29 protein-coding genes, 3 tRNA genes and 1 pseudogene are annotated in these 24,862 nt (G+C 68.3%); 27 read left to right on the top strand and 6 right to left on the bottom strand.

What is annotated here, in order from left to right; genetic code table 11:
* Positions 1-63 precede the first annotated feature (63 nt).
* Positions 64-1,053: an LLM class flavin-dependent oxidoreductase gene (locus EHW97_RS00220; RefSeq protein ID WP_166367328.1), complete on the top strand. Its 990-nt coding sequence runs from the start codon at positions 64-66 to the stop codon at positions 1,051-1,053.
* Between the two features lie 46 nt (positions 1,054-1,099).
* Positions 1,100-1,255 carry a hypothetical protein gene (locus EHW97_RS15200; protein WP_166367329.1) on the top strand — a complete coding sequence of 52 codons (156 nt, stop codon included), beginning with the start codon at positions 1,100-1,102 and terminating at the stop codon, positions 1,253-1,255.
* 1 nt (position 1,256) lies between these two features.
* On the opposite strand, the pseudogene EHW97_RS00230 reads toward EHW97_RS15200, so the two are convergent.
* Positions 1,257-1,930: pseudogene (locus EHW97_RS00230) on the bottom strand (HAD family hydrolase).
* A 106-nt stretch (positions 1,931-2,036) separates the two neighbouring features.
* Entirely contained in the window at positions 2,037-2,444 is a 408-nt protein-coding gene (locus EHW97_RS00235; protein WP_243696241.1) for a DUF4383 domain-containing protein, read from the bottom strand.
* Between the two features lie 193 nt (positions 2,445-2,637).
* On the opposite strand from EHW97_RS00235, the gene EHW97_RS00240 reads away from it, so the two are divergent.
* The gene (locus EHW97_RS00240) at positions 2,638-2,847 is read left to right on the top strand and encodes a hypothetical protein (RefSeq protein ID WP_124235175.1); all 210 of its coding nucleotides are present in this window, start codon (positions 2,638-2,640) and stop codon (positions 2,845-2,847) included.
* Between the two features lie 59 nt (positions 2,848-2,906).
* On the opposite strand, the gene EHW97_RS00245 is transcribed toward EHW97_RS00240, so the two are convergent.
* Positions 2,907-3,149: an acyl carrier protein gene (locus tag EHW97_RS00245; RefSeq protein ID WP_124235176.1), complete on the bottom strand. Its 243-nt coding sequence runs from the start codon at positions 3,147-3,149 to the stop codon at positions 2,907-2,909.
* A gap of 227 nt (positions 3,150-3,376) precedes the next feature.
* Between EHW97_RS00245 and EHW97_RS00250 the strand changes: the two genes are divergently transcribed.
* The 7 genes from EHW97_RS00250 to EHW97_RS00280 all read left to right on the top strand — a co-directional run bounded on the left by EHW97_RS00250 (position 3,377) and on the right by EHW97_RS00280 (position 7,825).
* On the top strand, positions 3,377-4,018 hold the full coding sequence (locus tag EHW97_RS00250; protein ID WP_166367331.1) for a sigma-70 family RNA polymerase sigma factor: 642 nt from the start codon (positions 3,377-3,379) through the stop codon (positions 4,016-4,018).
* Positions 4,019-4,126: 108 nt separating this feature from the next.
* Positions 4,127-5,152, top strand: a complete 1,026-nt coding sequence (locus EHW97_RS00255; protein WP_124235178.1) for a quinone-dependent dihydroorotate dehydrogenase — start codon at positions 4,127-4,129, stop codon at positions 5,150-5,152.
* Positions 5,153-5,227: 75 nt separating this feature from the next.
* Positions 5,228-5,300: transfer RNA gene (locus EHW97_RS00260), tRNA-Thr, on the top strand.
* Positions 5,301-5,350: 50 nt separating this feature from the next.
* Positions 5,351-5,427, top strand: a tRNA-Met gene (locus EHW97_RS00265).
* Between the two features lie 50 nt (positions 5,428-5,477).
* Complete coding sequence (gene rpmG / locus EHW97_RS00270) at positions 5,478-5,648, top strand: 50S ribosomal protein L33 (RefSeq protein WP_124235179.1); 171 nt, start codon at positions 5,478-5,480, stop codon at positions 5,646-5,648.
* 174 nt (positions 5,649-5,822) lie between these two features.
* Positions 5,823-6,734, top strand: coding sequence for a hypothetical protein (locus tag EHW97_RS00275; protein ID WP_124235180.1), 912 nt, complete (start codon positions 5,823-5,825; stop codon positions 6,732-6,734).
* Positions 6,735-6,805: 71 nt separating this feature from the next.
* Complete coding sequence (locus tag EHW97_RS00280) at positions 6,806-7,825, top strand: UDP-N-acetylmuramate dehydrogenase (protein WP_124235181.1); 1,020 nt, start codon at positions 6,806-6,808, stop codon at positions 7,823-7,825.
* 14 nt (positions 7,826-7,839) lie between these two features.
* Here EHW97_RS00280 and EHW97_RS00285 read toward each other — a convergent pair whose 3' ends face one another.
* From EHW97_RS00285 to EHW97_RS00295, 3 genes are read right to left on the bottom strand one after another with little or no spacing between them, the layout of a single operon-like run.
* Positions 7,840-8,163 carry a DUF4190 domain-containing protein gene (locus tag EHW97_RS00285; protein ID WP_208001805.1) on the bottom strand — a complete coding sequence of 108 codons (324 nt, stop codon included), beginning with the start codon at positions 8,161-8,163 and terminating at the stop codon, positions 7,840-7,842.
* 49 nt (positions 8,164-8,212) lie between these two features.
* Complete coding sequence (locus tag EHW97_RS00290; protein ID WP_124235182.1) at positions 8,213-8,833, bottom strand: DUF4190 domain-containing protein; 621 nt, start codon at positions 8,831-8,833, stop codon at positions 8,213-8,215.
* Positions 8,830-9,876, bottom strand: coding sequence for an adenosine deaminase (locus EHW97_RS00295; RefSeq protein ID WP_166367332.1), 1,047 nt, complete (start codon positions 9,874-9,876; stop codon positions 8,830-8,832). Before EHW97_RS00295 ends, EHW97_RS00290 begins: the two co-directional genes overlap by 4 nt.
* A 161-nt stretch (positions 9,877-10,037) precedes the next feature.
* On the opposite strand from EHW97_RS00295, the gene EHW97_RS00300 reads away from it, so the two are divergent.
* The 17 genes from EHW97_RS00300 to EHW97_RS00380 all read left to right on the top strand — a co-directional run bounded on the left by EHW97_RS00300 (position 10,038) and on the right by EHW97_RS00380 (position 24,849).
* Positions 10,038-10,110 (top strand) — tRNA-Trp (locus tag EHW97_RS00300).
* A gap of 34 nt (positions 10,111-10,144) precedes the next feature.
* Entirely contained in the window at positions 10,145-10,366 is a 222-nt protein-coding gene (gene secE / locus EHW97_RS00305) for a preprotein translocase subunit SecE (RefSeq protein WP_243696242.1), read from the top strand.
* Positions 10,367-10,379: 13 nt separating this feature from the next.
* Positions 10,380-11,135 (top strand): transcription termination/antitermination protein NusG, encoded by a 756-nt coding sequence (gene nusG, locus EHW97_RS00310; protein WP_124235185.1) that lies wholly within the window; start codon positions 10,380-10,382, stop codon positions 11,133-11,135.
* 87 nt (positions 11,136-11,222) lie between these two features.
* On the top strand, positions 11,223-11,651 hold the full coding sequence (gene rplK, locus EHW97_RS00315) for a 50S ribosomal protein L11 (RefSeq protein ID WP_124235186.1): 429 nt from the start codon (positions 11,223-11,225) through the stop codon (positions 11,649-11,651).
* Positions 11,652-11,760: 109 nt separating this feature from the next.
* A complete protein-coding gene (rplA, locus tag EHW97_RS00320) occupies positions 11,761-12,477 on the top strand; it encodes a 50S ribosomal protein L1 (protein WP_124235187.1) in 717 nt (238 codons plus the stop codon).
* A gap of 85 nt (positions 12,478-12,562) precedes the next feature.
* Positions 12,563-13,372 carry an SCO4651 family lipoprotein gene (locus EHW97_RS00325; protein WP_124235188.1) on the top strand — a complete coding sequence of 270 codons (810 nt, stop codon included), beginning with the start codon at positions 12,563-12,565 and terminating at the stop codon, positions 13,370-13,372.
* Positions 13,373-13,694: 322 nt separating this feature from the next.
* Entirely contained in the window at positions 13,695-14,225 is a 531-nt protein-coding gene (gene rplJ, locus EHW97_RS00330; RefSeq protein WP_124235189.1) for a 50S ribosomal protein L10, read from the top strand.
* 56 nt (positions 14,226-14,281) lie between these two features.
* Positions 14,282-14,677 carry a 50S ribosomal protein L7/L12 gene (gene rplL / locus EHW97_RS00335; protein ID WP_124235190.1) on the top strand — a complete coding sequence of 132 codons (396 nt, stop codon included), beginning with the start codon at positions 14,282-14,284 and terminating at the stop codon, positions 14,675-14,677.
* A gap of 375 nt (positions 14,678-15,052) precedes the next feature.
* Positions 15,053-16,009, top strand: coding sequence for an ABC transporter ATP-binding protein (locus EHW97_RS00340; RefSeq protein WP_124235191.1), 957 nt, complete (start codon positions 15,053-15,055; stop codon positions 16,007-16,009).
* Positions 16,006-16,782, top strand: a complete 777-nt coding sequence (locus EHW97_RS00345; RefSeq protein WP_124235192.1) for an MlaE family ABC transporter permease — start codon at positions 16,006-16,008, stop codon at positions 16,780-16,782. Before EHW97_RS00340 ends, EHW97_RS00345 begins: the two co-directional genes overlap by 4 nt.
* 5 nt (positions 16,783-16,787) lie before the next feature.
* On the top strand, positions 16,788-17,615 hold the full coding sequence (locus EHW97_RS00350; RefSeq protein ID WP_124235193.1) for an MlaE family ABC transporter permease: 828 nt from the start codon (positions 16,788-16,790) through the stop codon (positions 17,613-17,615).
* Between the two features lies 1 nt (position 17,616).
* A complete protein-coding gene (locus tag EHW97_RS00355) occupies positions 17,617-19,005 on the top strand; it encodes an MCE family protein (RefSeq protein WP_124235194.1) in 1,389 nt (462 codons plus the stop codon).
* Positions 18,992-20,065, top strand: a complete 1,074-nt coding sequence (locus tag EHW97_RS00360; RefSeq protein WP_243696243.1) for an MCE family protein — start codon at positions 18,992-18,994, stop codon at positions 20,063-20,065. Before EHW97_RS00355 ends, EHW97_RS00360 begins: the two co-directional genes overlap by 14 nt.
* Positions 20,062-21,057 carry an MCE family protein gene (locus tag EHW97_RS00365; protein ID WP_124235195.1) on the top strand — a complete coding sequence of 332 codons (996 nt, stop codon included), beginning with the start codon at positions 20,062-20,064 and terminating at the stop codon, positions 21,055-21,057. The genes EHW97_RS00360 and EHW97_RS00365 overlap by 4 nt, the downstream gene beginning before the upstream one ends.
* Positions 21,057-22,241, top strand: coding sequence for an MCE family protein (locus EHW97_RS00370; protein WP_124235196.1), 1,185 nt, complete (start codon positions 21,057-21,059; stop codon positions 22,239-22,241). The genes EHW97_RS00365 and EHW97_RS00370 overlap by 1 nt, the downstream gene beginning before the upstream one ends.
* Positions 22,238-23,650: an MCE family protein gene (locus EHW97_RS00375; RefSeq protein ID WP_124235197.1), complete on the top strand. Its 1,413-nt coding sequence runs from the start codon at positions 22,238-22,240 to the stop codon at positions 23,648-23,650. The genes EHW97_RS00370 and EHW97_RS00375 overlap by 4 nt, the downstream gene beginning before the upstream one ends.
* Entirely contained in the window at positions 23,647-24,849 is a 1,203-nt protein-coding gene (locus EHW97_RS00380; protein ID WP_166367333.1) for an MCE family protein, read from the top strand. The genes EHW97_RS00375 and EHW97_RS00380 overlap by 4 nt, the downstream gene beginning before the upstream one ends.
* Positions 24,850-24,862: the final 13 nt, after the last annotated feature.

Raw genomic sequence — 24,862 nt, forward strand, 5'->3', positions numbered from 1 at the left:
GCGTCAGGAGGCTCCGGGAAGGGCATACCCTTGGCGTCCCGACCTCGCAGTCGAAGGAGACCGATGGACCACAGCGCTCGACCCGTCAGGCTCGGATGGCACGCCTCGCATGAGCAGTTCGGACCCGCCGAACTCCTCGGCTGGGCGGCCGACGCCGAACGTGCTGGCTTCGATGAGGTGTGGGCGTCGGACCACCTCGCGCCCTGGTCGGCGCGGCAGGGCCACAGCGGATTCGTGTGGTCCTGGCTCGGGGCCGCGCTCGCGACGACCTCGGTGAGCTATGGCGTGGTCACGACGCCCGGATACCGCTACCCGCCGTCGGTGCTGGCGCAGGCCATCGGCACGCTCACCACGATGTACCCGGGGCGTCTGAGCGTGGGGTTCGGTACGGGCGAGGCCCTCAACGAGGCGGCCGTGAACGGCAGCTGGCCTTCGAAGTCGGACCGGCGACGGGCTCTGCAGCGAGACCTGGAGTCGATCGCGATGCTGCTGCGTGGCGAGGGAGTCGCTCGCGCCGGCGGTCTCGCGCGCATCTACGAGACGCCGGACGAGCCGCCGACGATCGGCGGATGCGCCCTGACGACGGCGACGGCTCGCTGGCTGGGTACGTGGGCGCCGGGCTTCGTCACGGTCGCCGACGTCCTCGACGAGACGCGTGAGCGGGTGGAGGCGTACCGCGAGGGTGCCGGTCCGGACCGGCCGGTCGCGCTGAAGGCGCAGATCTCCTACGGGCGGACGCACGACGAGGCGGTCGCCGAAGCCGCTGAGCAGTGGCGCAACCCGCTGCTCAGCCCCGAGCTGCTGAGCGAGCTGCGCACCCCTGAGGAGTTCGATGAGGCCGCCGCGAAGGTCCCGGTGAGTCGGGTGGAGGAGCGGATTCGCTGCCTCGACTCGCCCGAGGCGCTCATGGAGTGGGTCGGTGCGCTCACCGACGCGTGCCGTCCCGATCTCATCGTCGTCCACAACGTGGCGAGCGATCAGGGTCTCCTGCTCGACGCCCTGCGGCAGTGGAGCGGTTCGCGAGATCGCTTGGCCGCCGCCATCGCGAGCTGAACTTCGAGCGGCGATTCACCGCAGGCCGAGCGGGCACATGACGGTCATGACCACACCGCATCCCGAACAGCCCGCCGAAGGACCCGACACGCCCGAGAGCCCGGACCCGCACCACGCCCCGGATCCGAGCGAGACGAGTCAGGACGCCGACGATCCCACCGGGGGCCGCGACGTGCACGGTGAGCCCGACCAGCCGGTCTGAGTCAGGCCACGTCGGCGACGACGCGCACGCCGGGCACGACGAGGGTCCCGAGCAGGCGCGTCAAGCGCCCGGGCGCCACGAGACAGGGTGCTTCCGCGCATCGGAGCATCGGCAGATCCGTGATGCTGTCGCCGTAGGCGATCGCGATATCGCCGAGGTCCGCCGTGGCCTCGGCCTTGCGGCGCCCGCTCACCCACGCGTCGATGCCGACGCCGCCCCACCACGGTCGCCAGGAAGCTGCGATGACCTCCGCCTCCACACCGAGAACACGGCACGTCGCCTCGGCGAGGGGCCGCGTCCCCGCCGTACCACGACCAGCCGCGCACCGTCGGCGAGGTGGCCGCGGATCTCGGCGAGCGCGCTGCCGGGTCGGGCCGCGCTCACGGGCACCGTGCGCCGCACGATGTCATTCACCGCCGCGTCGAGCACCGTGGGGGAGACGCCCACCGTCACGACCCACAGCCGCAGCGACGCGGCGGTAGCGCGCCCGAGCCGAACGGCCATCAGCGCCCAGGCGACCGGGGTGACGAGCGCCAGCGCTAGACGCCGCGCCGGGGAACGGCGGGCTAGGGCCTGAACCGACAAGTCGAACCCGTCACCCTCCACGAGCGTGCCGTCGAGATCGGTCACGACGACGAGTTCTCGAGCCGACGCGGCACCGTCCACGGGCGTCACCCGGTGGCCTGCACATGCCCGGCGGCGTCGGACGAGTGCACGACGAAGCCGGCTCGCCGCCCGACGGCGAGCCGACCTCTCGCGTCCGTGTGCGCCGCGCCGCGGGTCACGGACGGACGGTGCGGTCCCGATCGCGGCGCTGGCGGGAGGCGACGAGGCCGCCGCCGAGCAGGGCGATGGTGAGGATCACGTGCAGCCAGTTGTCGGCCATGTTCACCGGCACGAAGTTCGCCTCGGACTGCATGTCGATCACGAACCCGTAGATGGACAGGACGCCGTAGATGACGCCGGAGGCGATCAGGTACGTGATCGACCAGTCCGTGCGAGTCGCGACCGCGAGCCCGATGACGCCGAAGGCCAGGTGGACGATGTTGTGCAGCACCGAGACCTGGAAGATGCCCAGCAACATCGCTTCGCTGTGGTGACCCGCACCACCCAGGGCGTCGAACTCCTGGGTCACGCCAGGGACGAACCCGAGGATGCCGACGAGGAGGAAGACGGCGCCGGAGGCCACCGCCAGGGTACTGGCTAAGGATCGAGGAGGTGTGGTGGCGTTCATGTGAAGCTCCTTCCGTTTCCTGGCAGGTGCCCCGCGGAACCGGAAACGAACCGCCGGTGATTCGCAGCCGCCTCGGCCGGGCAGACCGACAGCACGAAGGCCGGGCGAAGAGCTCGTCCGGCGCGTGACTCACCCGTGGGAGGACACGATGACGGAGCAGAACCACGACGACGCCCTGGACCCGGCGGCTCAGGACCCCGAGAAGGCCAACAAGGAGCAGCAGGGCCACGATCAGGGCAGCGGCGGAGCAGGGGGCGAGAAGGACACGCAGGATCTGCCGACCTCCGACGAGGGGAACCCGTACCAGCCGGATCCGCTGGGCAATCCGGGCGGACCGGAACGCGAAGAGCACATCTGAACATCGCGCGACAGCGCCGCCGACGATCAAGCGATCGTCGGCGGCGCTGTCGTTCGTGCTCAGCCGCCCTGAGGCGACGTGTTGTCGGTCCCGCCGAGTTCCGCGAGGAACTGGTGGCACCGGTGGGCGCGCTCGGAATCGGTCTTCATCACGTCCTCGAAGAACTCCGCGATGTCGTCACGGCCGGCGTTGCGTGCGTCGCGGACGTACTGGCCGTAGTCATGCCCCGCCTTGAGCGCGTGGTACTGCACCGAGATCAGGTCGAACGTCACATCGTCGAATCCGGTCTCTCCTGTTGCCATACGTACTCATCTCCTTTCGGTGGTCGAGGCAGGTGTGCCCGCTCACAGCGGTGCTGACACGAGGCCCGGCGGTTCCGGTAGCCGTCGCTCCGGTTGCGGTGGTGTCGACGCGGGCACACGCTGGGATCAGGTCAGAGCGCGGCCTTACTTCATCCAAGGGGGGATGTCTGATGAGCGCTGCCACGATGACGAATCCGACAACAGACGCAGCATGGCGAGATGAACTCGTGACCCGTCACGTCGCCCTGGCCAAGTCCTTGGCCAACCGCTACACCAGCCGCGGTGTCGAGTACGAGGACCTCAAGCAGGTCGCCCTCGTCGGCTTGGTGCGAGCGGCGCATCGCTACGACCCCAGCCGGGGTCCGTTCGCGGCATTCGCCGCTCCGACGATCCTGGGAGAGATCAAGCATCATTTCCGTGACGCCGAGTGGGCGATCCGCCCGCCGCGGCGTCTGCAGGAGCTGCAGGCCCGCATCAACGCCGCCCGGGCCGATCTGGAGGCCGACGCCGGCGGCGAGGTCGGGCTGGCGGAGATCGCCGAGCACCTCGACGAGGACATCGAGGAGGTGCGCGCCGCCGCCTCGGTCCATCACTGCTTCAGCATCGAGTCGACCGACGCGAACGGCCGCGACACCGTGGCCGACGTCCACGGCGAGGAGGACGGCAACTTCACCCGCGTGGAGAACGTCGTCTCGCTCGCGCCCCTGGTCAGCGAACTCGACCCGGACGATCGCGAACTACTGCGCCTGCGCTTCGTCGACGAACTGAGCCAACGGCAGATCGCCCGCATCCTCGGCACAAGCCAGATGCAGGTGTGCCGTCGGCTGCGCCGCGTTCTCGCCCGACTTCGCGACGACATGGCCGCCTGACTCCGCGCCGGGGCGCGGCGAGGGGAGACGCCGGGAGGGCGGATCACGCATCCGCCTCTCCCGGCGTCGTCGTGTCCGGCCCGCCGAGGACGCCGCTAGGGTGGGGCCGTGGTCTACGGCGCCTTCTTCGACACGGTGTTCGCTCGGATGGACCCGGAGGTGGCGCACGAGCGCGCCTTCCGCGCGATCCGCCTTGCGCGCCCCGTCACCCCGCTGATCTTCCGCGTGCCGCCGGCACCGGTCACCGTGATGGGCGTGACGTTCCCGCACCGGTTCGGGCTGGCCGCCGGGTTCGACAAGGACGCTCGCGGTGTCGTGCCGCTGCTCAACCTCGGGTTCGGGCACGTGGAGATCGGCACGGTCACGGCACGTCCGCAGCCGGGCAACCCGCGGCCGCGATTGCTGCGTCTCGTCGACGACCGGGCGATCATCAACCGGATGGGATTCAACAACGACGGCGCCGCGCAGGTGGCGGCCCGGCTGCACCGACTCCGCCGTACTGCCGCGGGCCGTCGTGCCGTGATCGGCGTCAACATCGGCAAGAGCAAGGTGGTGCCGGCCGAGCGCGCGGTCGACGACTACGCCGAGAGTGCCCGGCTGCTGGCCCCGTACGCGGACTACCTGGTGGTCAACGTCTCGTCGCCCAACACGCCCGGCCTGCGCGATCTGCAGTCGGTCGACGCCCTGCGCCCCATCCTCGAGACGGTGCAGGGGATCGCCGAACGCGTGCCCACCGGACGCGTCCCGCTCGTGGTGAAGATCGCCCCCGATCTCGCCGACGAGGACATCGACGCCGTCGCCGATCTCGCCCTCGAACTCGGGCTGGACGGCATCACGGCCGCCAACACGACCATCGCCCGTCCCGAGACGCTGCGCACACCCCGCCCGCAGGTGGAGGCCGCGGGAGCCGGGGGCCTGTCCGGGCCGCTGCTCGCCGAGCGCGCGACCGAGATCGTGCGCCGGCTGCGCGGGCGCGTGGGCGACCAGCTCGCCATCATCGCGGTCGGGGGAGTGACCACTCCCGAGGATGTTCGCGCCCGGCTGGACGCCGGCGCGGACCTCGTGCAGGCCTACACCGCCTTCGCCTACGAGGGCCCGGCATGGCCGTCGCGCCTTGCGGCCGCGGCCCGCTGAGGGAGGCGGGGAGGCCTTCGGGGCACCCCGGTTTGTGACCGTGTGTGGACACCCTGTAATGTAAGTCCTCGGCTTGCCCCTTTAGCTCAGTCGGCAGAGCGTTTCCATGGTAAGGAAAAGGTCTACGGTTCGATTCCGTAAAGGGGCTCTGAGGCGCGGTGATCCGCGTCGAACGGTGGCGGACGCAACCCGCCCCGTGGCGGGGTAGCTCAGGTGGTTAGAGCACACGGCTCATAATCGTGGTGTCGCGGGTTCGAGTCCCGCCCCCGCTACCACAGAACTCCATACCCGGTACCACCCCCGATCCCACAAGAAGAGGCACCCCGTGGCCAGCAAGAGCTCCGACGTTCGTCCCAAGATCACTCTGGCGTGCACCGAGTGCAAGGAACGCAACTACATCACCAAGAAGAACCGTCGCAACGACCCCGATCGTCTCGAGGTCAAGAAGTTCTGCCCGCGCTGCGGAACGCACCGCGACCACCGCGAGACCCGCTGACGGCTTCTCGCCCCCTTCATCCTCCGACCCCCGGCCCTCGCCGGGGGTCGTTGGTTTACCAGGTTACGTAGGGAATCGTCCGCCTCAAGGGAGCGTTGCTGTCACCCCGTGGCAGTGAATCTCCCCTGTGGATAGCGGCAGTGCGGGTGCGCCGAGTCAGAGCATCCTGTCGGCATGGACACCTACGGCGTCGTCGCCCGCTGGCAGTTGCGAGAGCAGGGTCTGCGCGATCACGACATCCGACGGCTGCTGAGGCGCCGCGAGTTGTTCGTCGCGGCGCCGGGCGTCTACATCCGACACAACGGGCCACGAGACTGGACCGAACGCGCCTGGATCGCCGTGCTCGCCGCATGGCCCGCCGTTCTCGCCGGTCCGTCCGCCCTGCGAGCCGACGGCGTGGACGTGCGCGGTGAGCGCCTCCACCTCGCCGTCGATCACCAGCGCCGGCTCTCCCCGCGCGACGGGATCGTCATCCACCGTCGGCGCGACGTGATCGGCCGCGCGCGGCTCCATCTCAGCCCACCACGCGTGGCCGTCGAGGAGGCCGCGCTCGATGTCGCGCTGGCGGGGGCGCCACTCGACGCTGTGGCGGTGCTGGCGAAGGTCTGCGGAGCGCGACTCACCACGCCGGCTCGGTTGCGCACCGAGTTGGAGCGGCGGCCGCGCGTTCGTGATCGTCCCTGGTTGCTGGGTGTACTCGGAGACATCGACAATGGCACACACTCGGTGCTCGAACACGGTTACCTCGTACGTGTGGAGCGCCCGCACGGGTTGCCGGCCGCTCAGCGGCAGCGGGTCGTGGCCACAGGCAGCGGACGGCGCTATCGCGACGTCGATTACGGGCCGATCCTCGTGGAACTCGACGGGCGGCAGCACGGGGAGACGAAGGCGGACGACCTCACCCGCGACCTCGACGCGGCCGTGAGCGGGCAGGCGACGATCCGCTTGGGCTGGAAGCACGTGTTCGGGGAGGCCTGTGCCACTGCCGACCGCGTCGCGGCGCTCCTGCAGCGGTTCGGCTGGACGGGACGACCGGATCGGTGCGGCCAACGCTGCGTAGTGGGGAGAAACGCTGCCATCTGGTAACCGTAGATCTCCCTTCTGCTGGCAGTTTCCCCACTGAACCTGGTAAACCGTCAGCCTGCTAGCGTCGCGGTGTGGAGCTGGCGGAGGTGACGACCCTGCGGTTGGGGGGTCCGGCGCGCAACGTGATCGAGGCGACCGACGAACGGACGTTGATCGATGCGGTGCGGATCGCCGATGAGGCCGGCGACCCCGTGCTCATCGTCGGCGGTGGCAGCAACCTCGTGGTCGCCGACGAGGGATTCGACGGCACTGTCGTCCTGGTGCGCACGCAGGGAATCTCGGTGAGTGCCGACGCCTGCAGCGGCGCGATGGTCACCGTCGCCGCCGGGGAGGACTGGGACGCCTTCGTGGCTCGCACGGTCAGCGAGGGCTGGGTCGGGGCCGAGGCGCTCTCCGGCATTCCCGGGTCGACGGGCGCCACACCCATCCAGAACGTCGGTGCCTACGGCCAGGACGTCTCGCAGACCATCGTCTCCGTCCGCGTGTTCGACCGTTACGACCGGCGCATCCGCACGGTGATGCACGACGCCTGCGGTTTCGGCTATCGCTCGAGCGCCTTCAAGGCCCAGCCCCAGCGCTACCTCGTGCTGTCGGTGACCTTCCAGTTCCGGCTCGGCGAGCTCAGCGCGCCGATCGCGTACGCCGAACTCGCACGCACTCTGGGCGTGGAGCTCGGCGACCGTGTCCCGCTCGCGCAGGTGCGCGAGTCGGTCCTGGCGCTGCGCCGCGGCAAGGGCATGGTGCTCGACCCGGACGACCACGACACGTGGAGCGCCGGGTCGTTCTTCACCAACCCGATCCTCGAGCCCGAGCAGTCCGACCGGCTCCCGCCGGAGGCACCGCGCTTCGACCAGCCCGACGGACGCGTCAAGACGAGCGCGGCCTGGCTCATCGACCATGCGGGCTACGGCAAAGGCTACGGCGACGGGCCGGTGCGGCTCTCCACGAAGCACCCGCTCGCGCTCACTCATCGCGGCGGCGGCACGACCGAGCAGCTGCTGGAACTCGCGCGCGAGGTGCGTGACGGGGTCGAGCGGCGGTTCGGGGTGCGGCTCGTCAACGAGCCGGTGCTCGTCGGCGCCGAGCTCTGACGCCGACGAGCCGGTCAGTAGCTGGAGGAGCTGGCGAACAAGCCGAGTGCGCCGAACGCGATCAGCGCGATGAACGCCAGCAGCCCGATCGCGAGCAGCACGGTCCCGATGATGCCCATGATGCGGCCTGCGTTGGCTTCGCCACGGCCGGCCACAGGCTGCGGGCTGGAGTCGATCTCGCGGACGGCGCGGTTCCCCATGACCCAGGCGATCGGGGCGAGGACACTGCAGAGCACGAGACCGAGGATCCCCAGGATCAGGACCAGCGTGGCCTGGGGGTGCTTGGCGGGCGGCTGCCAGTCGCCGCCGCCCATCGGCGCGGTGGGGTACGAACTCATCAAAGCCCTTTCGGCATGCGTGATGGAAGAAGGTCGTGCGGGGGGAGGGTCAGCGCACGAGTGCGGCGGTGACCGAACGGATGTCGTCGTAGTTGCTGTAGTTCGAGTCGAACGCTCCGGACAGGCCGAGCACGATGATGAACACGATGCCGAGGATCACGAGCGCGAGCAGCGCGCTGCCGATGATCCCGAGGATCTTGCCCGTGGACGCCTCGGAGCGACCGGAGTACTGCTGGGGGTTGGCGTCGATCTCCTTGACCGCCTTGCCGCCGATGAACCACGCGAAGGGTGCAGCGAGCAGCGGGAGACCACAGACGAAGCCCCCGACGAGGCCGACGATGCCCAGCACCATCGCGAGCGTCGCCTGCGGGTGCTTGGGTGCCGGCTGCCAGGCGCCGGGTGCGTAGGGCTGGCCGTAGCCCGGCTGCCCGTACGGCTGGCCGTACCCGGGTTGTCCGGGGGCTCCGTACCCGGGCTGCTGGCCGTACGGACCGTACTGGCCCTGTCCCGGCTGCTGGCCGTACGTGTCCGACTGCTCGCCGTACGGGCCGTACGGCGGCTCGTTGCCCGGCGGGGGAGGCGGGTAGCTCCCGGACCCCTGGGTCGGGTCCTGGCCGGGCTGCTGCGGATCCTGCGAGGGATCCTGCGACGGTGGGTTCTGGTCGCTCATGGCTTCATCCTGTCATGCGACGGCCCCGCCGCGGATGAGAGCCACGCATCGATGTCGCGCATCCCCGCGGCCTTGACGTCGTCGGGGGCGTGGGCGGCTCGCAGCGAGCGGCGTGCGAGGTCGGCCAGCTCGGCGTCGGTGAAGTCCTGCGCGGCGCGCAGCAGGGCGTACTGACCGGCGAGGCGCGTGCCGAACAGCAGCGGGTCGTCGGCCCCGAGCGCCACATCGAGCCCGGCCGCCATCAGTTCGCGTACCGGCACCTCCTCGAACGTCTGGTACACCCCGAGGGCGATGTTGGACGCCGGGCACACCTCCAGTGCCACGTCCTGCCGAGCCAGTTCGTCGAGCAGGCGCGGGTCCTCGGCGGACCGGACGCCGTGCCCGAGCCGGTGCGGGTGGAGGTGGGTGAGGCACTGGCGCACGTGGTCCGGCCCGCGCAGTTCGCCGCCGTGGGGCACCAGGTGTAGGCCCGCCCGTTCCGCGATGGCGAAGGCAGGACCGAAACTCGCGGTGTCGCCGCGTCGCTCGTCGTTGGAGAGACCGAAGCCGTGCACGCCGCGCCCCGCGTACTGGGCGGCGAGGCGCGCGAGTGTCCGCGCGTCGAGAGGATGGCGCGTGCGATTGGCCGCGATGACGACGCTCATCCCGAGGCCGGTGGACTGCGACGCGTCCCGGACGGCGTCGAGGACGAGATCGGTGAACGCCGTGACACCACCGAAAGTGGCGGCATACCCCGACGGGTCGACTTGGATCTCGGTCCAGATCGATCCGTCCGCGACATCGTCCTCGGCCGCCTCGCGGACCAAACGGCGGACGTCGTCCTCGGTGCGCAGGACCGACCGCGCGGTGTCGTAAAGCCGCTGAAAGCGGAACCAGCCCTTCTCGTCCGCGGCCGTGAGCTGCGGCGGCCACTCCTCGACCAGAGCCGCGGGCAGGCGGATGCCGTCGCGTTCGGCCAACTCCAGCAGGGTGCTGTGGCGCATGGAACCGGTGAAGTGCAGGTGAAGGTGCGCCTTGGGCAATGTGCTGATGAGGGGACGCATCGGCATCATCCTTCCATGCTTCTGTGCCCGGTCATCCTGAGGGCGAAAGCGAGCCGGTTCGACTCCGCGGGGTCCGACCCCGTACACTGGCGTAAACCGGTGGATCCTCACGGTTTCGTCATGCCTGCACTCGGGGCGGACGCGGCACCGTGGATCGACTGAGGGCAGTAGCTCAACTGGCAGAGCATCGGTCTCCAAAACCGAAGGTTGGGGGTTCAAGTCCCTCCTGCCCTGCAAGGAGTTAACGCACGACGAGAGAAGGAGCATCGTGAGCGATCGTCACGAACTGGTGGGCGCGCGCGGCAAGCGCACGTCGCCGCTCACGTTCTACCGCCAAGTCGTCGCCGAACTGCGCAAGGTGGTCTGGCCCACCCGCCCGCAGGTCGTCAACTACTTCTTCGTCGTGCTGACTTTCGTGCTCATCATGATGGCCGTCATCTCCGGGCTCGATTACGGATTCGGCCAGCTGATGTTCTGGATCTTCGGTTAAGGACTGCATCACTGTGACTCAGGGACACCCCGACGAGAACACGTCTGTCGACGAACAGGTCACCGACGTGGCTTCGGACACCACCGCGGACGAGGCTTCGGCCGACGCGGTGGAGGTCGAGGACGCCGACGTCGCGACCGAGGAGCCCGCGGGCGATCCGCTGGAGGAGTTCCGCGAGCGTCTGCGCAACCAGATCGGTGACTGGTACGTGATCCACACGTACTCGGGCATGGAGAATCGGGTCAAGCAGAACCTCGAGAACCGGATCACGTCCCTCAACGCCGAGGACTACATCTACGAGATCATCGTGCCGACCGAGGAGGTCGCCGAGATCAAGAACGGCCAGCGCAAGCTCGTCAAGCGCACGGTGCTGCCCGGGTACGTCCTCGTTCGCATGGACCTGACCGACGAGTCGTGGGGCGTCGTCCGCCACACCCCGTCGGTCACCGGCTTCGTGGGCAACGCCCATCAGCCGGTCCCCTTGAGCCTGGCCGAGGTCGAGCAGATGCTCGCTCCGGCCGTGGAGGCCGAGGCCGCTGCCCCGTCGGCGACCGAGACTCCCGACGCGCAGCAGTCGAAGGCGCCGAAGGTCGAATTCAGCGACTTCGCGGTCGGCGACTCCGTCATGGTGGTCGACGGCCCCTTCGCGACGCTGCACGCGACCATCACCGAGATCAACGTCGACGCTCAGCGAGTCAAGGCACTCGTCGAGATCTTCGGCCGCGAGACGCCGGTCGAGCTGAGCTTCACGCAGATCCAGAAGGTTTGATCGCCCCGGCGATCATAGGTTGAGTCGCCGCGATCGAGCGGCGTAGCGAGACCCTCAACACCGCAACACCACGCAAAGGACCCATCAATGCCTCCCAAGAAGAAAGTCGCAGCTGTCGTCAAGGTGCAGCTGCAGGCCGGTCAGGCCAACCCGGCGCCGCCCGTCGGCACCGCGCTCGGCCCGCACGGCGTCAACATCATGGAGTTCTGCAAGGCGTACAACGCCGCGACGGAATCCATGCGCGGCAACGTCGTGCCCGTCGAGATCACGATCTATGAGGATCGGACCTTCGACTTCATCACCAAGACGCCGCCCGCGGCCGAGCTCATCAAGAAGGCCGCCGGCCTGAGCAAGGGCTCGTCGGTCCCGCACAAGGACAAGGTCGGCTCCATCTCGCGCGACCAGATCCGCGAGATCGCGCAGACCAAGCTCCCCGATCTCAACGCCAACGACATCGACGGCGCCATGAAGATCGTCGAGGGCACGGCGCGCTCCATGGGCGTCACCACCGAGTAATCCCCTGGTACTCGCGTCGCTGTCCACGCGCAGCGTCACGAGACCGCTCCGTCCCTGTGGAAGGGTCAGCTGGACCCGCACCACACCTGGTCAGAAAGAGACACCAGTCATGCCACAGCACAGCAAGGCGTACCGCGCCGTCGCGGAGAAGATCGACCGCGACAAGCTCTACACCCCGCTCCAGGCGGCCGAACTCGCCAAGGAGTCGGGCAGCAAGAACTACGACTCCACGGTGGACGTCTCGATCCGCCTCGGCGTCGATCCCCGCAAGGCCGATCAGATGGTCCGCGGCACCGTCAACCTCCCGCACGGCACCGGCAAGACCGCCAGGGTCCTGGTCTTCGCCACGGGCGCCAACGCCGACGCCGCCCGTGAGGCCGGTGCCGACTTCGTCGGCTCCGACGACCTCGTCGAGAAGGTCAGCGAGGGCTGGCTCGACTTCGACGCCGTCGTCGCGACGCCGGACATGATGGGCAAGGTCGGACGCCTCGGCCGCGTCCTCGGTCCCCGCAACCTCATGCCGAACCCCAAGACGGGCACGGTGACGCCCGACGTCGCCAAGGCCGTCGGCGACATCAAGGGCGGCAAGATCGACTTCCGCGTCGATCGCCACGCCAACCTGCACTTCGTCATCGGCAAGGCGTCCTTCTCGGCCGAGCAGCTCGCCGAGAACTACGGCGCGGCGATCGAGGAGATCATGCGGCTCAAGCCCTCGAGCTCGAAGGGCCGTTACCTCAAGAAGGTGACGATCTCGACGACCAACGGCCCCGGCATCCCGGTCGATCCGACCCACCTGCGCAACTTCGCCGCAGGCGAGGACGCCTGACGCTTCTCGGTTGTTCATCCGAAGACCCCCACCGGTTCACGGTGGGGGTCTTCGTCGTTGAAAGCGGACGGGTATTGTGCAGAGCATGAAGAAGCTCCTCCTGACCTTGATGGCGACCCTCGCCCTGATGTTCGTCTCCGCGTGCGGCGGTTCCGACTCCTCCGGTGACCAGTCCGGCTCGCAGGAGAACGTCGGCGAGGACAAGGGCACGGAGCTCACCAAGGACAACTTCGCGGACGAGATCATGAAGGCGCAGCTCGACGCGGGCACCGCGCACCTGGTGATGACCATGACCATGGGCGGCCAGGACATCTCGATGGAAGGCGACATGCGGGTCGCCGAGGACCCCGCTGATACCGCGGTCGCGATCGTCCTGGACGGCGCGGCCCTCGGCGCGAGCGGTATGGACATGGAGACCCGCCTGGTCGACCAGGTCATGTACATCAAGATGGGCCAGGCCACCGGCGACAAGTTCGTCAAGGTCGATCTCAACGACCCGAACAACCCCATGAGCTCGCAGTTCGGCGAGATGATGGAGCAGTCCGACCCGTCCAAGCAGATCGAGGCCATGGGCAAGTCCATCGAGTCCTTCGAGGACGAGGGGGACGGCGGCGAGATCGACGGCGTGGCCACCACGAAGTACCGCGTGACCCTCAACGCTGCCAAGATGTACGAGGCTCAGGGCACCGACCCGAGCACCACGGCCGGCCTGCCGGAGACCCTCGAGTACGTCATGTACGTCGGCGAGGACAACCTGCCGCGTCGTCTCGAGGCCGAGGTGATGGGCACCACCGCGGTCAACGAGTGGACCAAGTGGGGCGAGGACGTCGAGATCTCGGCCCCTGCTGACAGCGAGATCACCGACCAGAACCCGTTCGCGGGCCTCGGCGGCTGACGCCCGATTCCCGCACGACACATCGCAGCCGTGTCGCCCCTACCAGGGGCGGCACGGCTGCTGTCATCCGCTCCCGGCCGCAGGGGCGGAGGCGGATTTGGATCCTCACCGCTCGGCCTCTAGGATGGAACCTGCCGTAGACCGCCGGTGGTGACTCACCCGAGTCGCTCCAAGCGCCCGTCAGGGCGGCCCGCGCAGGCACGTACGTCCCGCTGGGACTCTCGTTCGCGAGGTCCCGGTCCGCGTCCCGTGCATGCGCCGGGGCGCTTTTTTCGTGTCGGGACCGGTCTTTGGCACTGACACCAGTGCTGGAAGGAGACCCATGGCACGCCCGGACAAGGCGGCAGCCGTTGCCGAGCTCGCGGAGAGCTTCCGCGACTCCAATGGCGCCGTTCTCACCGAGTACCGCGGCCTCTCGGTCAAGCAGCTGCAGGATCTGCGGCGTTCGCTTGGCGAGTCCGCGAGCTATGCCGTCGCCAAGAACACGCTGACCAAGATCGCTGCCAAGGACGCCGGAATCGAGCTCGAAGACTCGCTGCTCACCGGCCCGACCGCCATCGCCTTCATCACGGGCGACCCGGTGGAGGCCGCGAAGGGTCTGCGTGACTTCGCGAAGGCGAACACCCCCCTCGTCATCAAGGGCGGCTTCCTCGAGGGGAAGACGCTCAGCGCCGACGAGATCAACAAGCTGGCCGACCTCGAGTCGCGTGAGGTCCTCCTCGCGAAGCTCGCGGGCGGCATGAAGGCCAACCTCAGCAAGGCGGCAGCGCTCTTCCAGGCGCCGCTGTCGAAGACCGCGCGCACCGTTGCGGCTCTTCAGGACAAGACTCCGGCCGAAACCACCGAGGGCTGAACCGCCCGATCCCCATCGGGACCCCCTCGGGGTCTCACAGCAGAAAGGACGCCATCATGGCGAAGCTCAGCACCGACGAACTGTTGGATGCCTTCAAGGAAATGACGCTCATCGAGCTCAGCGAGTTCGTGAAGCAGTTCGAGGAGACCTTCGACGTCACCGCTGCCGCTCCGGTGGCCGTGGCTGCCGCGGGTGCCCCCGCCGCTGCCGGCGGCGACGCCGGTGACGCCGGCGCCGAGCAGGACGAGTTCGACGTCGTCCTCGAGTCGGCCGGCGACAAGAAGATCCAGGTCATCAAGGAGGTGCGTGGCCTCACGAGCCTCGGCCTCAAGGAGGCCAAGGACCTCGTCGAGGGTGCGCCCAAGCCGGTCCTGGAGAAGGTCAACAAGGAGACCGCTGACAAGGCGAAGGAGGCCCTCGAGGCCGCCGGCGCCACCATCACGCTCAAGTGACCTCACGTCACTGACGTCTCCGCGAGGCGCCCGTCCCCATCGGGGGCGGGCGCCTCGTGCTGTTCCCGGGGCCGGGTGAGTGTGACGTCCGGCAGGTGGAATCCGCGATTTCGCCTGCCAGACGTCACACTCGCCCCGACACACGTGCTGGGGCGAAGGGCCCGCAGCGGGTTGTGACGGGGGCCACGACTGTCACTGAGAGTTACCTTGCGCTAGCCTGGCCGACGGTCGACGTGTTACTCGCGAGTCATCTGGGAGTGACCGCCCGTGACCTTTCGGGCGGTTTCTCGTTGGAAGCTGTGTCGGGGGTCACAAGGGAGTACGTTCGTCGAGCCCCCGACAGGGAGTTCGGCCAGGCCAGAAGGAGGGGGTCTCGTGGGTGCCGAAGTGCAGGTCTCGCATCTGACGAAGAAGTTCGGCAAGCAGCTCATCTGGGGCGACGTCTCGCTGACGCTGCCGGCGGGGGAGATCTCGGTCATGCTCGGTCCGTCGGGTACCGGCAAATCGGTCTTCCTCAAGACCCTCATCGGCCTCATCAAGCCCGACGAGGGCAGTGTGATCATCGAAGGCGTCGACATCGCCACCTGCTCGGAGCGGCAGCTGTACGAGGTCCGCAAGTTGTTCGGTGTGCTGTTCCAGGACGGCGCGATGTTCGGCTCGATGACGCTCTACGACAACGTGGCCTTCCCGCTGCGCGAGCACACCAAGAAGAGCGAGTCGCAGATCCGTCAGATCGTCATGGAGAAGATGGAGCTCACCGGCCTCATCGGCGCCGAGGACAAGCTCCCCGGAGAGATCTCCGGCGGGATGCGCAAGCGTGCCGGTCTGGCGCGTGCCCTCGTCCTCGATCCGCAGATCCTGCTCATCGACGAACCCGACTCCGGTCTCGATCCGGTGCGCACCGCGTACATCAACCAGCTGTTCATCGACCTCAACGCCGCCATCGACGCCACGTTCCTCATCGTCACGCACGACATCAACACCGCGCGCACGGTTCCGGACAACATCGGGCTGCTCTACCACAAGCACCTCGCGATGTTCGGCCCCCGCGAGATGCTGCTGTCGAGCACCGAGCCGGTCGTCGCGCAGTTCCTCAACGCTCAGCGCGTCGGGCCGATCGGGATGAGCGAGGAGAAGGACGCCGACCAGCTGGCCGCCGAGGCCGGCTTCTCGATGCCGCCGCTGCCGCCCATCACGCGCCAGCTCGAGCCCAGCAACGGCCTGCGCCGTCGGGCGCAGCGCCCGGCCGGCCAGTGGTGCCGTGAGAACGGCGTCGTTCCGCCGCCCGGCTCCTTCGAGGACGCCGTGGCCGCTCCAGGGGCGTCGGCATGAGCTTGGGCGTCGTCGCGGCGCCGGCGCGTGTGGCAGGCGGCCTGTTCGCCTTCATGCTCGACGTCCTCGTCGCGACGTTCCGCTTTCCGTTCCAGATCCGCGAGTTCCTGCAGCAGGCCTGGTTCATCGTCACGGTCACGATCATCCCGACGATCTTCGTCGCGATCCCCTTCGGTGCGGTCATCGCGTTGCAGGTCGGCGGACTGATCCGCCAGTTCGGTGCCCAGTCGTTCACCGGCTCGGCCGCCGTCCTCGCCGTGGTGCGCGAGGCCGGGCCGATCGCCACCGCGCTGCTGATCGCCGGCGCCGCCGGTTCGGCCATCGCCGCCGACTTCGGCGCGCGGCGCATCCGCGAGGAGCTCGACGCGATGATGGTGCTCGGCATCGATCCGATCCACCGACTGGTGGTGCCGCGGGTGTGGGCCTGCGTGCTCGTGGCCGTCGCGCTCAACGGGCTCGTGACCATCGTCGGCGTCGCGGGCGGCTACTTCTTCAACGTCGTGCTCCAGGACGGCACACCGGGCGCCTACATCGCGTCGTTCTCAGCGCTCGCCCAAGTGCCCGATCTCCTGCAGGCGATGATCAAGTCGATGATCTTCGGCTTCCTCGCGGCCGTCGTCGCCGCGTACAAGGGCATGAACGCGAAGGGCGGACCGAAGGGCGTCGGCGACGCGGTCAACGAGTCCGTCGTCATCACGTTCACCCTGCTGTTCGTCGTCAACTTCGTCGTTTCGGCGGTGTACATGCAGCTCGTCCCGCCCAAGGGGATGTGACCGCGATGGCGCGCCTCTCCTCCCTCTACGAACAGCCGCTGAACACGCTCGACCTGCTCGGCCGGCAGATGCTCTTCTACCTGCGGGTGATCCTCTCGATCCCACGGGCCATCGCCAATTACGGCAAGGAGATCGTCCGGCTGCTCGCCGAGGTGACGCTCGGTTCGGGCTCCTTGGCGGTCATCGGCGGCACCGTCGGCGTCATCACGGCCATGACGTTCTTCACCGGCACCGAGGTCGGCATCCAGTCGTTCGCGGCGCTCGACCAGCTCGGTACCGCACCCCTGACCGGCTTCGTCTCCGCGTACTTCAACACCCGCGAGATCGCGCCGATCGTGGCCGGGATCGCTCTGGCCGCCACGGTGGGGTGTGGTTTCACCGCTCAACTCGGTGCCATGCGGATCAGCGAGGAGGTCGACGCGCTGGAGGTCATGGCGATCGCCTCGCTGCCGTATCTCGTCACCACCCGCGTCGTGGCCGGGCTCATCGCGGTGGTGCCGCTCTACATCGTCGGCCTGCTGTCGTCGTACTTCGCGACCCGGCTGACGCTCACGCAGATCTTCGGTCAGAGCCAGGGCACGTACGACCACTACTTCATGACGTTCCTGCCGCCCGGCGACGTCCTGTGGTCGTTCGCCAAGGTGCTGATCTTCGCGGTCGTGGTGATCCTCATCCACTGCTACTACGGCTACTACGCCTCCGGGGGGCCCGCCGGCGTGGGTGTCGCCGTGGGACGTGCGGTGCGGACCTCGATCGTGGCCATCACCGCCGTCGACCTGCTGGCCTCGATGGCGATCTGGGGCACGAACGTCACGGTAAGGCTGGCTGGTTGACATGGCACGTACTCCTGTCCTCGAACGCACCCCAGTCATCCGTCTGCTCGGCGTCGCCTTCCTGGCGTTCGTCGTGTTCGCGGTCTGGGTGACGTACGCGTTCTTCACCAAGCAGTTCACCTCGTCGGTGCCAGTGACCCTGTACGCCAGCACCGCAGGCGCGAGCCTTCCCAGCAACGCGGACGTGAAACTCCGCGGCATGATCGTGGGCGAGGTGCGCGACATCGAGACCGAGGGCGACGGCGTCAAACTCTCGCTCGCCCTCGACCCCGACTACGTCGACCGCATTCCTGAAGGGGTGACCGGCCAGATCGTGCCCAAGACGTTGTTCGGCGAGAAGTTCGTGTCGCTCGTGCCGCCCGAGCAGTCGAGCGGCGAGACCCTCCAGGCCGGGTCCGTCATCGAGCGGGCCGAGGTGCCCATCGAGGTCGAAGAGGTGCTCAACGACCTCTACCCGCTGCTCACCGCGGTCGAGCCTCAGGACGTGGCGTACACGCTCTCGGCGGTCTCGCAGGCGCTCGAGGGGCGCGGCGAGAAGCTGGGCGAGACGCTGGTCACCGCCCGCGACTACCTGCGCGACCTGTCGCCCGAGGTGCCTCAGCTCATCGACGACCTCACCGCGTTGGGGGAGGTCTCCGATGTGTACGCCGACGCGATGCCCGAAGTGGGGCGTCTGCTGGAGAACGCCGTCTTCACCGGCAACACGGTCGTGGCCAAGGAGTCGCAGCTGCTGGCCTTCTACCAGGAGGGCACGGCGCTCTCGGGGACCCTGACCGACTTCGTGGACGTGAACGGCGAGAACCTGCGCACGGTGCCGGCCCAGTCGCGCCCCGTGCTGGACATCGTCGACCGGTATTCCGGTACGTTCCCGTGCTTCCTCGACGCCATGGCGTACGCCGACGAGCGGCTCGACTCCGTCTTCCGCGACAACACCGTGCACATCAATCTCAAGCTGCTCCCGCTGGCGAACCAGCCGACCGCCTACGGGCCGGACGAGAACGCGCGGGTATCGCAGCAGGTCCTCGACACCGACCCCGCGGCACAGCCGACGTGCCTGGCCCTCGAGGACGTGGTCGCCGGCAACAACCCCTACCCGCACGAGAATCCGTTCAAGGTCGCGCCCGAGGTGTACGAACTCGTGGGCATCATGCGTTCGCACAACAAGTTCGGCGCGGACGAGGACTTCGAGCGCGTGGCGCCGGGAGCGTCTGCGCTGCAGGACGCCGTGCGCCCCAGCGTCACGACAGATACGCCCGCGCAGCGCTCGGCGATCAAGAACCTGTTGGCGGCGAGCACCGGGCAGGAGGCCGAATCCATGCCGGATCTCGCGCCGCTGCTGGTGAGCCCGCTGCTGCGTGGATCGGAGGTGACGATCAGTGAAGCTCGATAAGGCCTCGTGGTGGGCGGCCTCCAAGCTCGCCGTCTTCCTCGCCTTCACCGCGGCCACGACCTGGGTGCTCATGCTGACCCTCGGCGCCACGTTCTTCGACCAGCGCCACGAGTACACAGCGCTGTTCGAGGACGCGACAGGCGTGGCGAAGGGCGACGAAGTGCGGATCGCCGGTGTGCAAGTGGGCAGCGTCCGCAGCGTGGAGGTCGTCGACACCGACAAGGCGGAGATCACCTTCGCGGTCGACGAGGACGTCCCGCTGACCCAGAACACCAACGTGACGATCAAGTTCCGCAACCTCGTCGGTCAGCGGTACATCGCGCTCACGCAAGGCGCTGACGGTGCCAGCGCGCCGCTCGAGCCGGGGTCGACGATCGACACCGACCGCACGTACGAGGCGCTGGACCTCAACGTCCTGCTGAACGGCTTCAAGCCGGTGTTCCAGGCGCTCTCGCCCGACGACACCAACCAGCTCGCCTACGAGATCGTCCGGACGTTCCAGGGCGAGAGCGGGAACGTCGAGACCCTGCTGGCGCGGACCGCCTCGCTCACCTCGACACTCGCCGACCGCGACGAGTTGATCGGCGACGTCATCGTCAATCTCAGCACGACGTTGGACATGATCGGCAGCCGCGATCAGGAGCTCACCCGCACGATCGACACGCTGCAGCAGTTCGTCTCCGGGCTGACCGAGGATCGCGACGCGATCCTCAACTCGATCGACTCCATCTCGGCGCTCTCGGTCGAGACCGCCGACCTGCTGGAACAGGGACGTCCCGCTCTCGCCGAGGACGTCCGCCAGCTGAACGCACTGACCGCCAACCTCAGCAAGGACGAGAACCTCACGAAGCTCTCGACGTCGATCCAGATCCTGCCGCACAAGGCCGAGGCGCTCGGCAACGCGGCGTCGTCCGGTAGCTACTTCAACTTCTACCTGTGCGAGCTCAAAGGCCAGCTGATCCTGCCGGCGATCCCGGTCCTCGGCCTCAACAACGAGACGCCGCTCAAGCTCGGCGGCGACGAAGGGCTGCGCGCCGGGGGAGCGAGGTGCGAGTCATGAAACCGTTCCGCGAACGCAACCACACCGTGATCGGTGTCTTCAGCTTCGCCGTGATCGCCCTGCTGCTCCTCGCCGCCTTCCGTGCCGACCGCCTCCCGATCATCGGCGGTGGCGACACCTACGTGGCGGAGTTCGCCGAAGTCGGTTCCTTGTCCGACGACGCCGAGGTCCGGGTGGCTGGGGTGTCGGTGGGCAACGTCGACGACATCGAGCTCGACGGCGACAAGGTCAAGGTCTCCTTCACTCTCGACAAGGGCACCGAACTCGGCGACCAGACGCGGGCCGAGATCCGCATCCGGACGCTGCTCGGCGCGCAGTACCTCGCGCTGGTTCCGGAGGGGGAGCAGGAGTTGGAGAAGGGCGCCACCATCCCGGTGGACCGTACCGTGCCGCCCTACGACGTCGTCGAGGCGTTCTCCGAGCTCAGCACCACCACCGACCAGCTCGATGTCGACCAGATCTCCGCCGCGCTCGGGACCCTCAACGACGTGGCCACGGCGGTGCCCGAGGAGTTCCAGGCGGCTCTGCAGGGTGTCTCGGACCTGTCGCGCAACCTCGCGGCGCGTGACGAGCAGATCAACACGCTGCTGCAGAACATCAAGAAAGTCACCGGGGTGCTCAACGCCCGCGACGAGGAGCTCGTGAAGCTGTTCGAGGACGCCAACACGCTGTTCTCCGCCGTGGCCGCACGCCGTGACTCGATCCACGAGCTGCTCGTCGCCGCGACGAACCTCTCCACCGAGCTGTCCGCGCTCGTGGACGAGACGCGGGCCGACCTGCGCCCCGCGCTCGATCAGCTGGACGCGGTGACCGAGATGTTGCACCAGCATGAGGCGAGCCTCGATGAGGCGCTGCGCGTGCTGCCGGGCTTCTACAACGTGTACGCGAACGCCTTGGGCACCGGCCCGTGGTTCGACGTGTACCTCGGCAACCTGCCGCCCAACCTCGGGATCGCGAATGAACTGCGCAAGGCGCTGGGAGGTGTTCAGTGATGCGTGAAGCACTCGCCATGCGCGTGGCCGGCGTCTCCAAGCTCGTCGTCGTGGTCGTCGTCCTCGCGCTCATCGCGGCGGCGGGGATCGCGTGGACCGCGCGCAACACCGACAAGACCGTCACGGTCGAGTTCACTCGCACGACGGCGGTGTACGAGGGGTCGGACGTGAAGGTCCTCGGTGTGCCGATCGGCACCATCGAGAAGCTGGAGCCTCGCGGCGAGACCGTCACCGCGACGATCTCCTACGACGGCGACTACGACCTGCCGAAGGACGTCCAGGCGGCCGTCATCTCGCCGGCCATCGTGGGCGACCGGTATGTGCAGTTCGCCCCGGCGTACACCGGTGGCCCGTCGCTCGAGGACGGAGCGACGATCGGCGTGGAACGGACCGCCGTCCCGGTCGAGTTGGACGAGGTCTACTCCTCGATCAACGACCTCGCCGTGGCGCTGGGCCCGGAGGGCGCCAACGAGGACGGCTCGTTGAGCAGTCTCGTCGACAGCCTCGCCGGCCAGCTCGACGGACAAGGCGCTCAGGTCAACGAGACGATCCGCAACTTCAGCAAGCTGTCGACGACGCTCGACGCCAACTCCGAGGAGCTGTTCGGCAGTGTCCGCGAGGTGGAGGAGTTCGTCGACGTGCTGAACCGCAACGACGCGACGGTGCGGGCGTTCAACGACAGCACTGCAGAGGTGTCGCGGGTGCTGGAGGCCGAGCGCGACGACCTCGCCGCGACCCTCGAGGCGCTCAGTGTGGCACTCACCGACGTGAACACCCTCGTCACCGAGAACCGTGACGTGCTGCGCACCAACGTCGACAAGATCACCTCGCTGTCGGAGGTGCTGCGCAAGCGCCAGGGCGAGTTCGAGGAACTGCTGGTCAACGCGCCCACAGTGCTGTCGAACGTCGCGTTGACCTACAACGGGCAGTACGGCACGCTCGACAACCGGGCGGGTCTCGAGGAACTCCTGCTCGGCGGCTTCAAGGATCCCGCGGGGCTGCTGTGCAACCTGCTCGACGAGAGCGAGTCCGATCAGGGCTTGTGCGCGACACTCACCAAGCTGCTGGGCGGCGGTGCGGCCGACGCGGCGCCGCGCACCGCTCCGGGAACGGCTCCGAGTGCGGCGCCGACCACGGACCAGCGAGCCGGCTCGCTGGCCGAGCTGATGGAGGTGCCCCAGTGAACCGGCTCGCCGCCCGGACGGCTGTCGCCGCAGCCGCGGTCACGATGTTGGCGGGGTGCAGTTTCTCGCCGTACGATCTCCCGCTGCCCGGCGGTGCCGACGTCGGTGCCGAGCCGTACGAGGTCACGGTCGAGTTCCGCGACGTGCTCGATCTCGTGCCGCACAGCGCGGTCCGTGTCGACGACGTGGCGGTCGGCCGCGTCACCGATGTCGAACTGGACGGGTGGAACGCCCGTGTGACGCTGCTGATCAACAGCGATGTGAAGCTGCCCGACAACGCCGAAGCCACGATCCGCCAGACCAACCTGCTCGGCGAGAAGTTCGTGTCGCTCGCGGCGCCCGACGAGGGCGGGACGGGCCGGCTGAGCGACGGGGACGTGATCGGTCTCGACCGTTCCGGGCGCAACCCGGAGGTCGAGGAGGTCCTCTCGGCCGCGTCGTTGCTGTTCAACGGCGGCGCTCTCGAGAAGACCAACACGATCGTCAAGGAGCTCAACCTCGCTCTGGGCGACAAGGACGCCGAGGTCCGCGATCTCATCGCGGTGACCACCGACTTCATCGGCCAGCTCGACGCCAACTCCGCGGAGATCCTGACGGCGCTGGAGAAGGTCGACCGACTGGCACGCGAGACCAACGCGCAACGTGACGCCATCACCGGCGCGCTCGACGGGCTGCCCGAGGCACTCGAGGTGCTGGAGAGCCAGCGCTCGGACATCGTCGGACTGCTCCAAGCGCTCGACCGGCTCGGTGACACCGCGACCCAGGTCGTGCGTGACTCCAAGGCCGACACCGTCGCGTCCCTGCAGCACCTCGAGCCCATCCTCGCCAACCTGGTCGAGGCGGGCGACAGCGTCGCGCAAGCCTCCGAGCTGCTGCTGACCTTCCCGTTCAGCGACCAGTTCGTCGGCGGCACCGTCGAGGGCGCCGCGGGCCGCTGCAGCAACCAGAACCGCGCCGCCAACACCGGCGTCTGCACCGGGGACTACGGCAACCTCTCCATGAAGCTGGAGATCAGCGCCGCGCAACTGCAGCAGCTGTTCGAGGGCTTCGGTCTCGACACCCTCCCCGAGCTGGCCAACCTCGCGCCCGAGACGCCGTTGACCGGTAACGACTCGTCGCAGCAGTTGCTGGGTCTCGTCGAAGGCCTGCTGCCTCCGGGCAGCGAGGGGGGCCTTCCGGGCGACGAGCTCGTCCCCGAGCCCGGCGAGGAGCCCGGACAGGGCGAGCGACCGCAGCAGCCCAAGCCCTCGCCGACACCGACGAAGCCGGCGGAGGAGAAGTCGGGCGGCCTGCGCGAATGGCTCAACCCGCTGTGCTGGTTCGGCTCCTGCCGAACGGCCCCGGCCGCAGCGGCGTCGAGCGACCACGACCTCGACTCTCTCTTCACCAAGGTGGTGACCGCGCCGTGATCACTCGCCTGACCAAGATCCAGTTGCTGATCTTCGCCGTCGTGACGCTCATCGGCGGCACGATCGTCGGTGGACGCTACGCCCAGATCGACCGCCTCGTCGTCGACCGCACGTACGAGGTGCGCGCGCAGCTCAGTGCCTCCGGCGGCATCTTCCAGGGCGCCGAGGTCACGTACCGCGGCATCAAGATCGGCCGCGTGGACGAGGTCGACTTCACCGACGACGGTGTCGACATCGTGCTGGCCATCGAAAACGACGCCCCCGACATCCCGCGCGATGCGACGGCCGTGGTGGCGAACAAGTCGGCCATCGGCGAGCAGTACGTCGACCTGCGCCCGCAGAGCGACAGCGAGCCGTACCTGCAGGCCGGCGACGTCATCAGCCGCCAGGACACCGAGGTGCCCATCGAGACCACGACGCTGCTCATCAACACCAATGAGCTCGTATCCTCGATCGACACCGGCAGCCTCAACACCGTCGTGTCCGAACTCGGACAGGCGTTCGAGGGTACGGGGCGCGACCTCGAGACGATCCTCGACACATCGACCTCGTTCATCGAGGAGGCTCACGCCAACATCGACGTCACCCGCGAACTCATCCGCAAGTCCGGCACTGTGCTGCAGACGCAGGTCGACAAGCGCAGCGAGATCGCGACCTTCGCTCAGAACCTCGCCCTGTTCAGCGACACTCTGCGGGAGGCGGACCCGGATCTGCGGGCGGTCGTGGACAACGGTGCTCCGACGGCGCAGACTCTCGACGAGGTCGTGGACGAGAACGCCGAGGACCTCACGGCGCTGCTCGACAACCTGGCAGTCGCCGGTGAGCCGTTGCTCGAGGGCAAGATCGGCCTGCAGTCGATCCTCATCTTGTATCCCTACCTCCTCCAGGGCACGTTCTCCGTCGTCTCGCCGAGTGACGAGGAGGGCGAGTACGACGCCAACTTCGGTCTCGTGCTGACGCCGACACCGCATACCTGCAGCTACTACGAGGACGGCCCCAGCTCTGGCTATCGTGATCGTCGCAACCCCGCTGATGTGGAGCGTCGGGAATTCGACACGACGATCGACTGCCGGTTGCCCGACAACGACATCGCCCGGCAGGCGGCCAAGACGGAGTACGCTCCCCGCACGGAGGTGCCCGCGGCGACGGAGGAAGGGAAGGCCTGGGGATGGATGCTGCTCGACGTGGCGGCACAGTGACGGAGGTCGAGCC

The organism is Aeromicrobium camelliae (genome assembly GCF_003850045.1).
In the GTDB taxonomy this organism is placed as follows: Bacteria; Actinomycetota; Actinomycetes; order Propionibacteriales; family Nocardioidaceae; genus Aeromicrobium; species Aeromicrobium camelliae.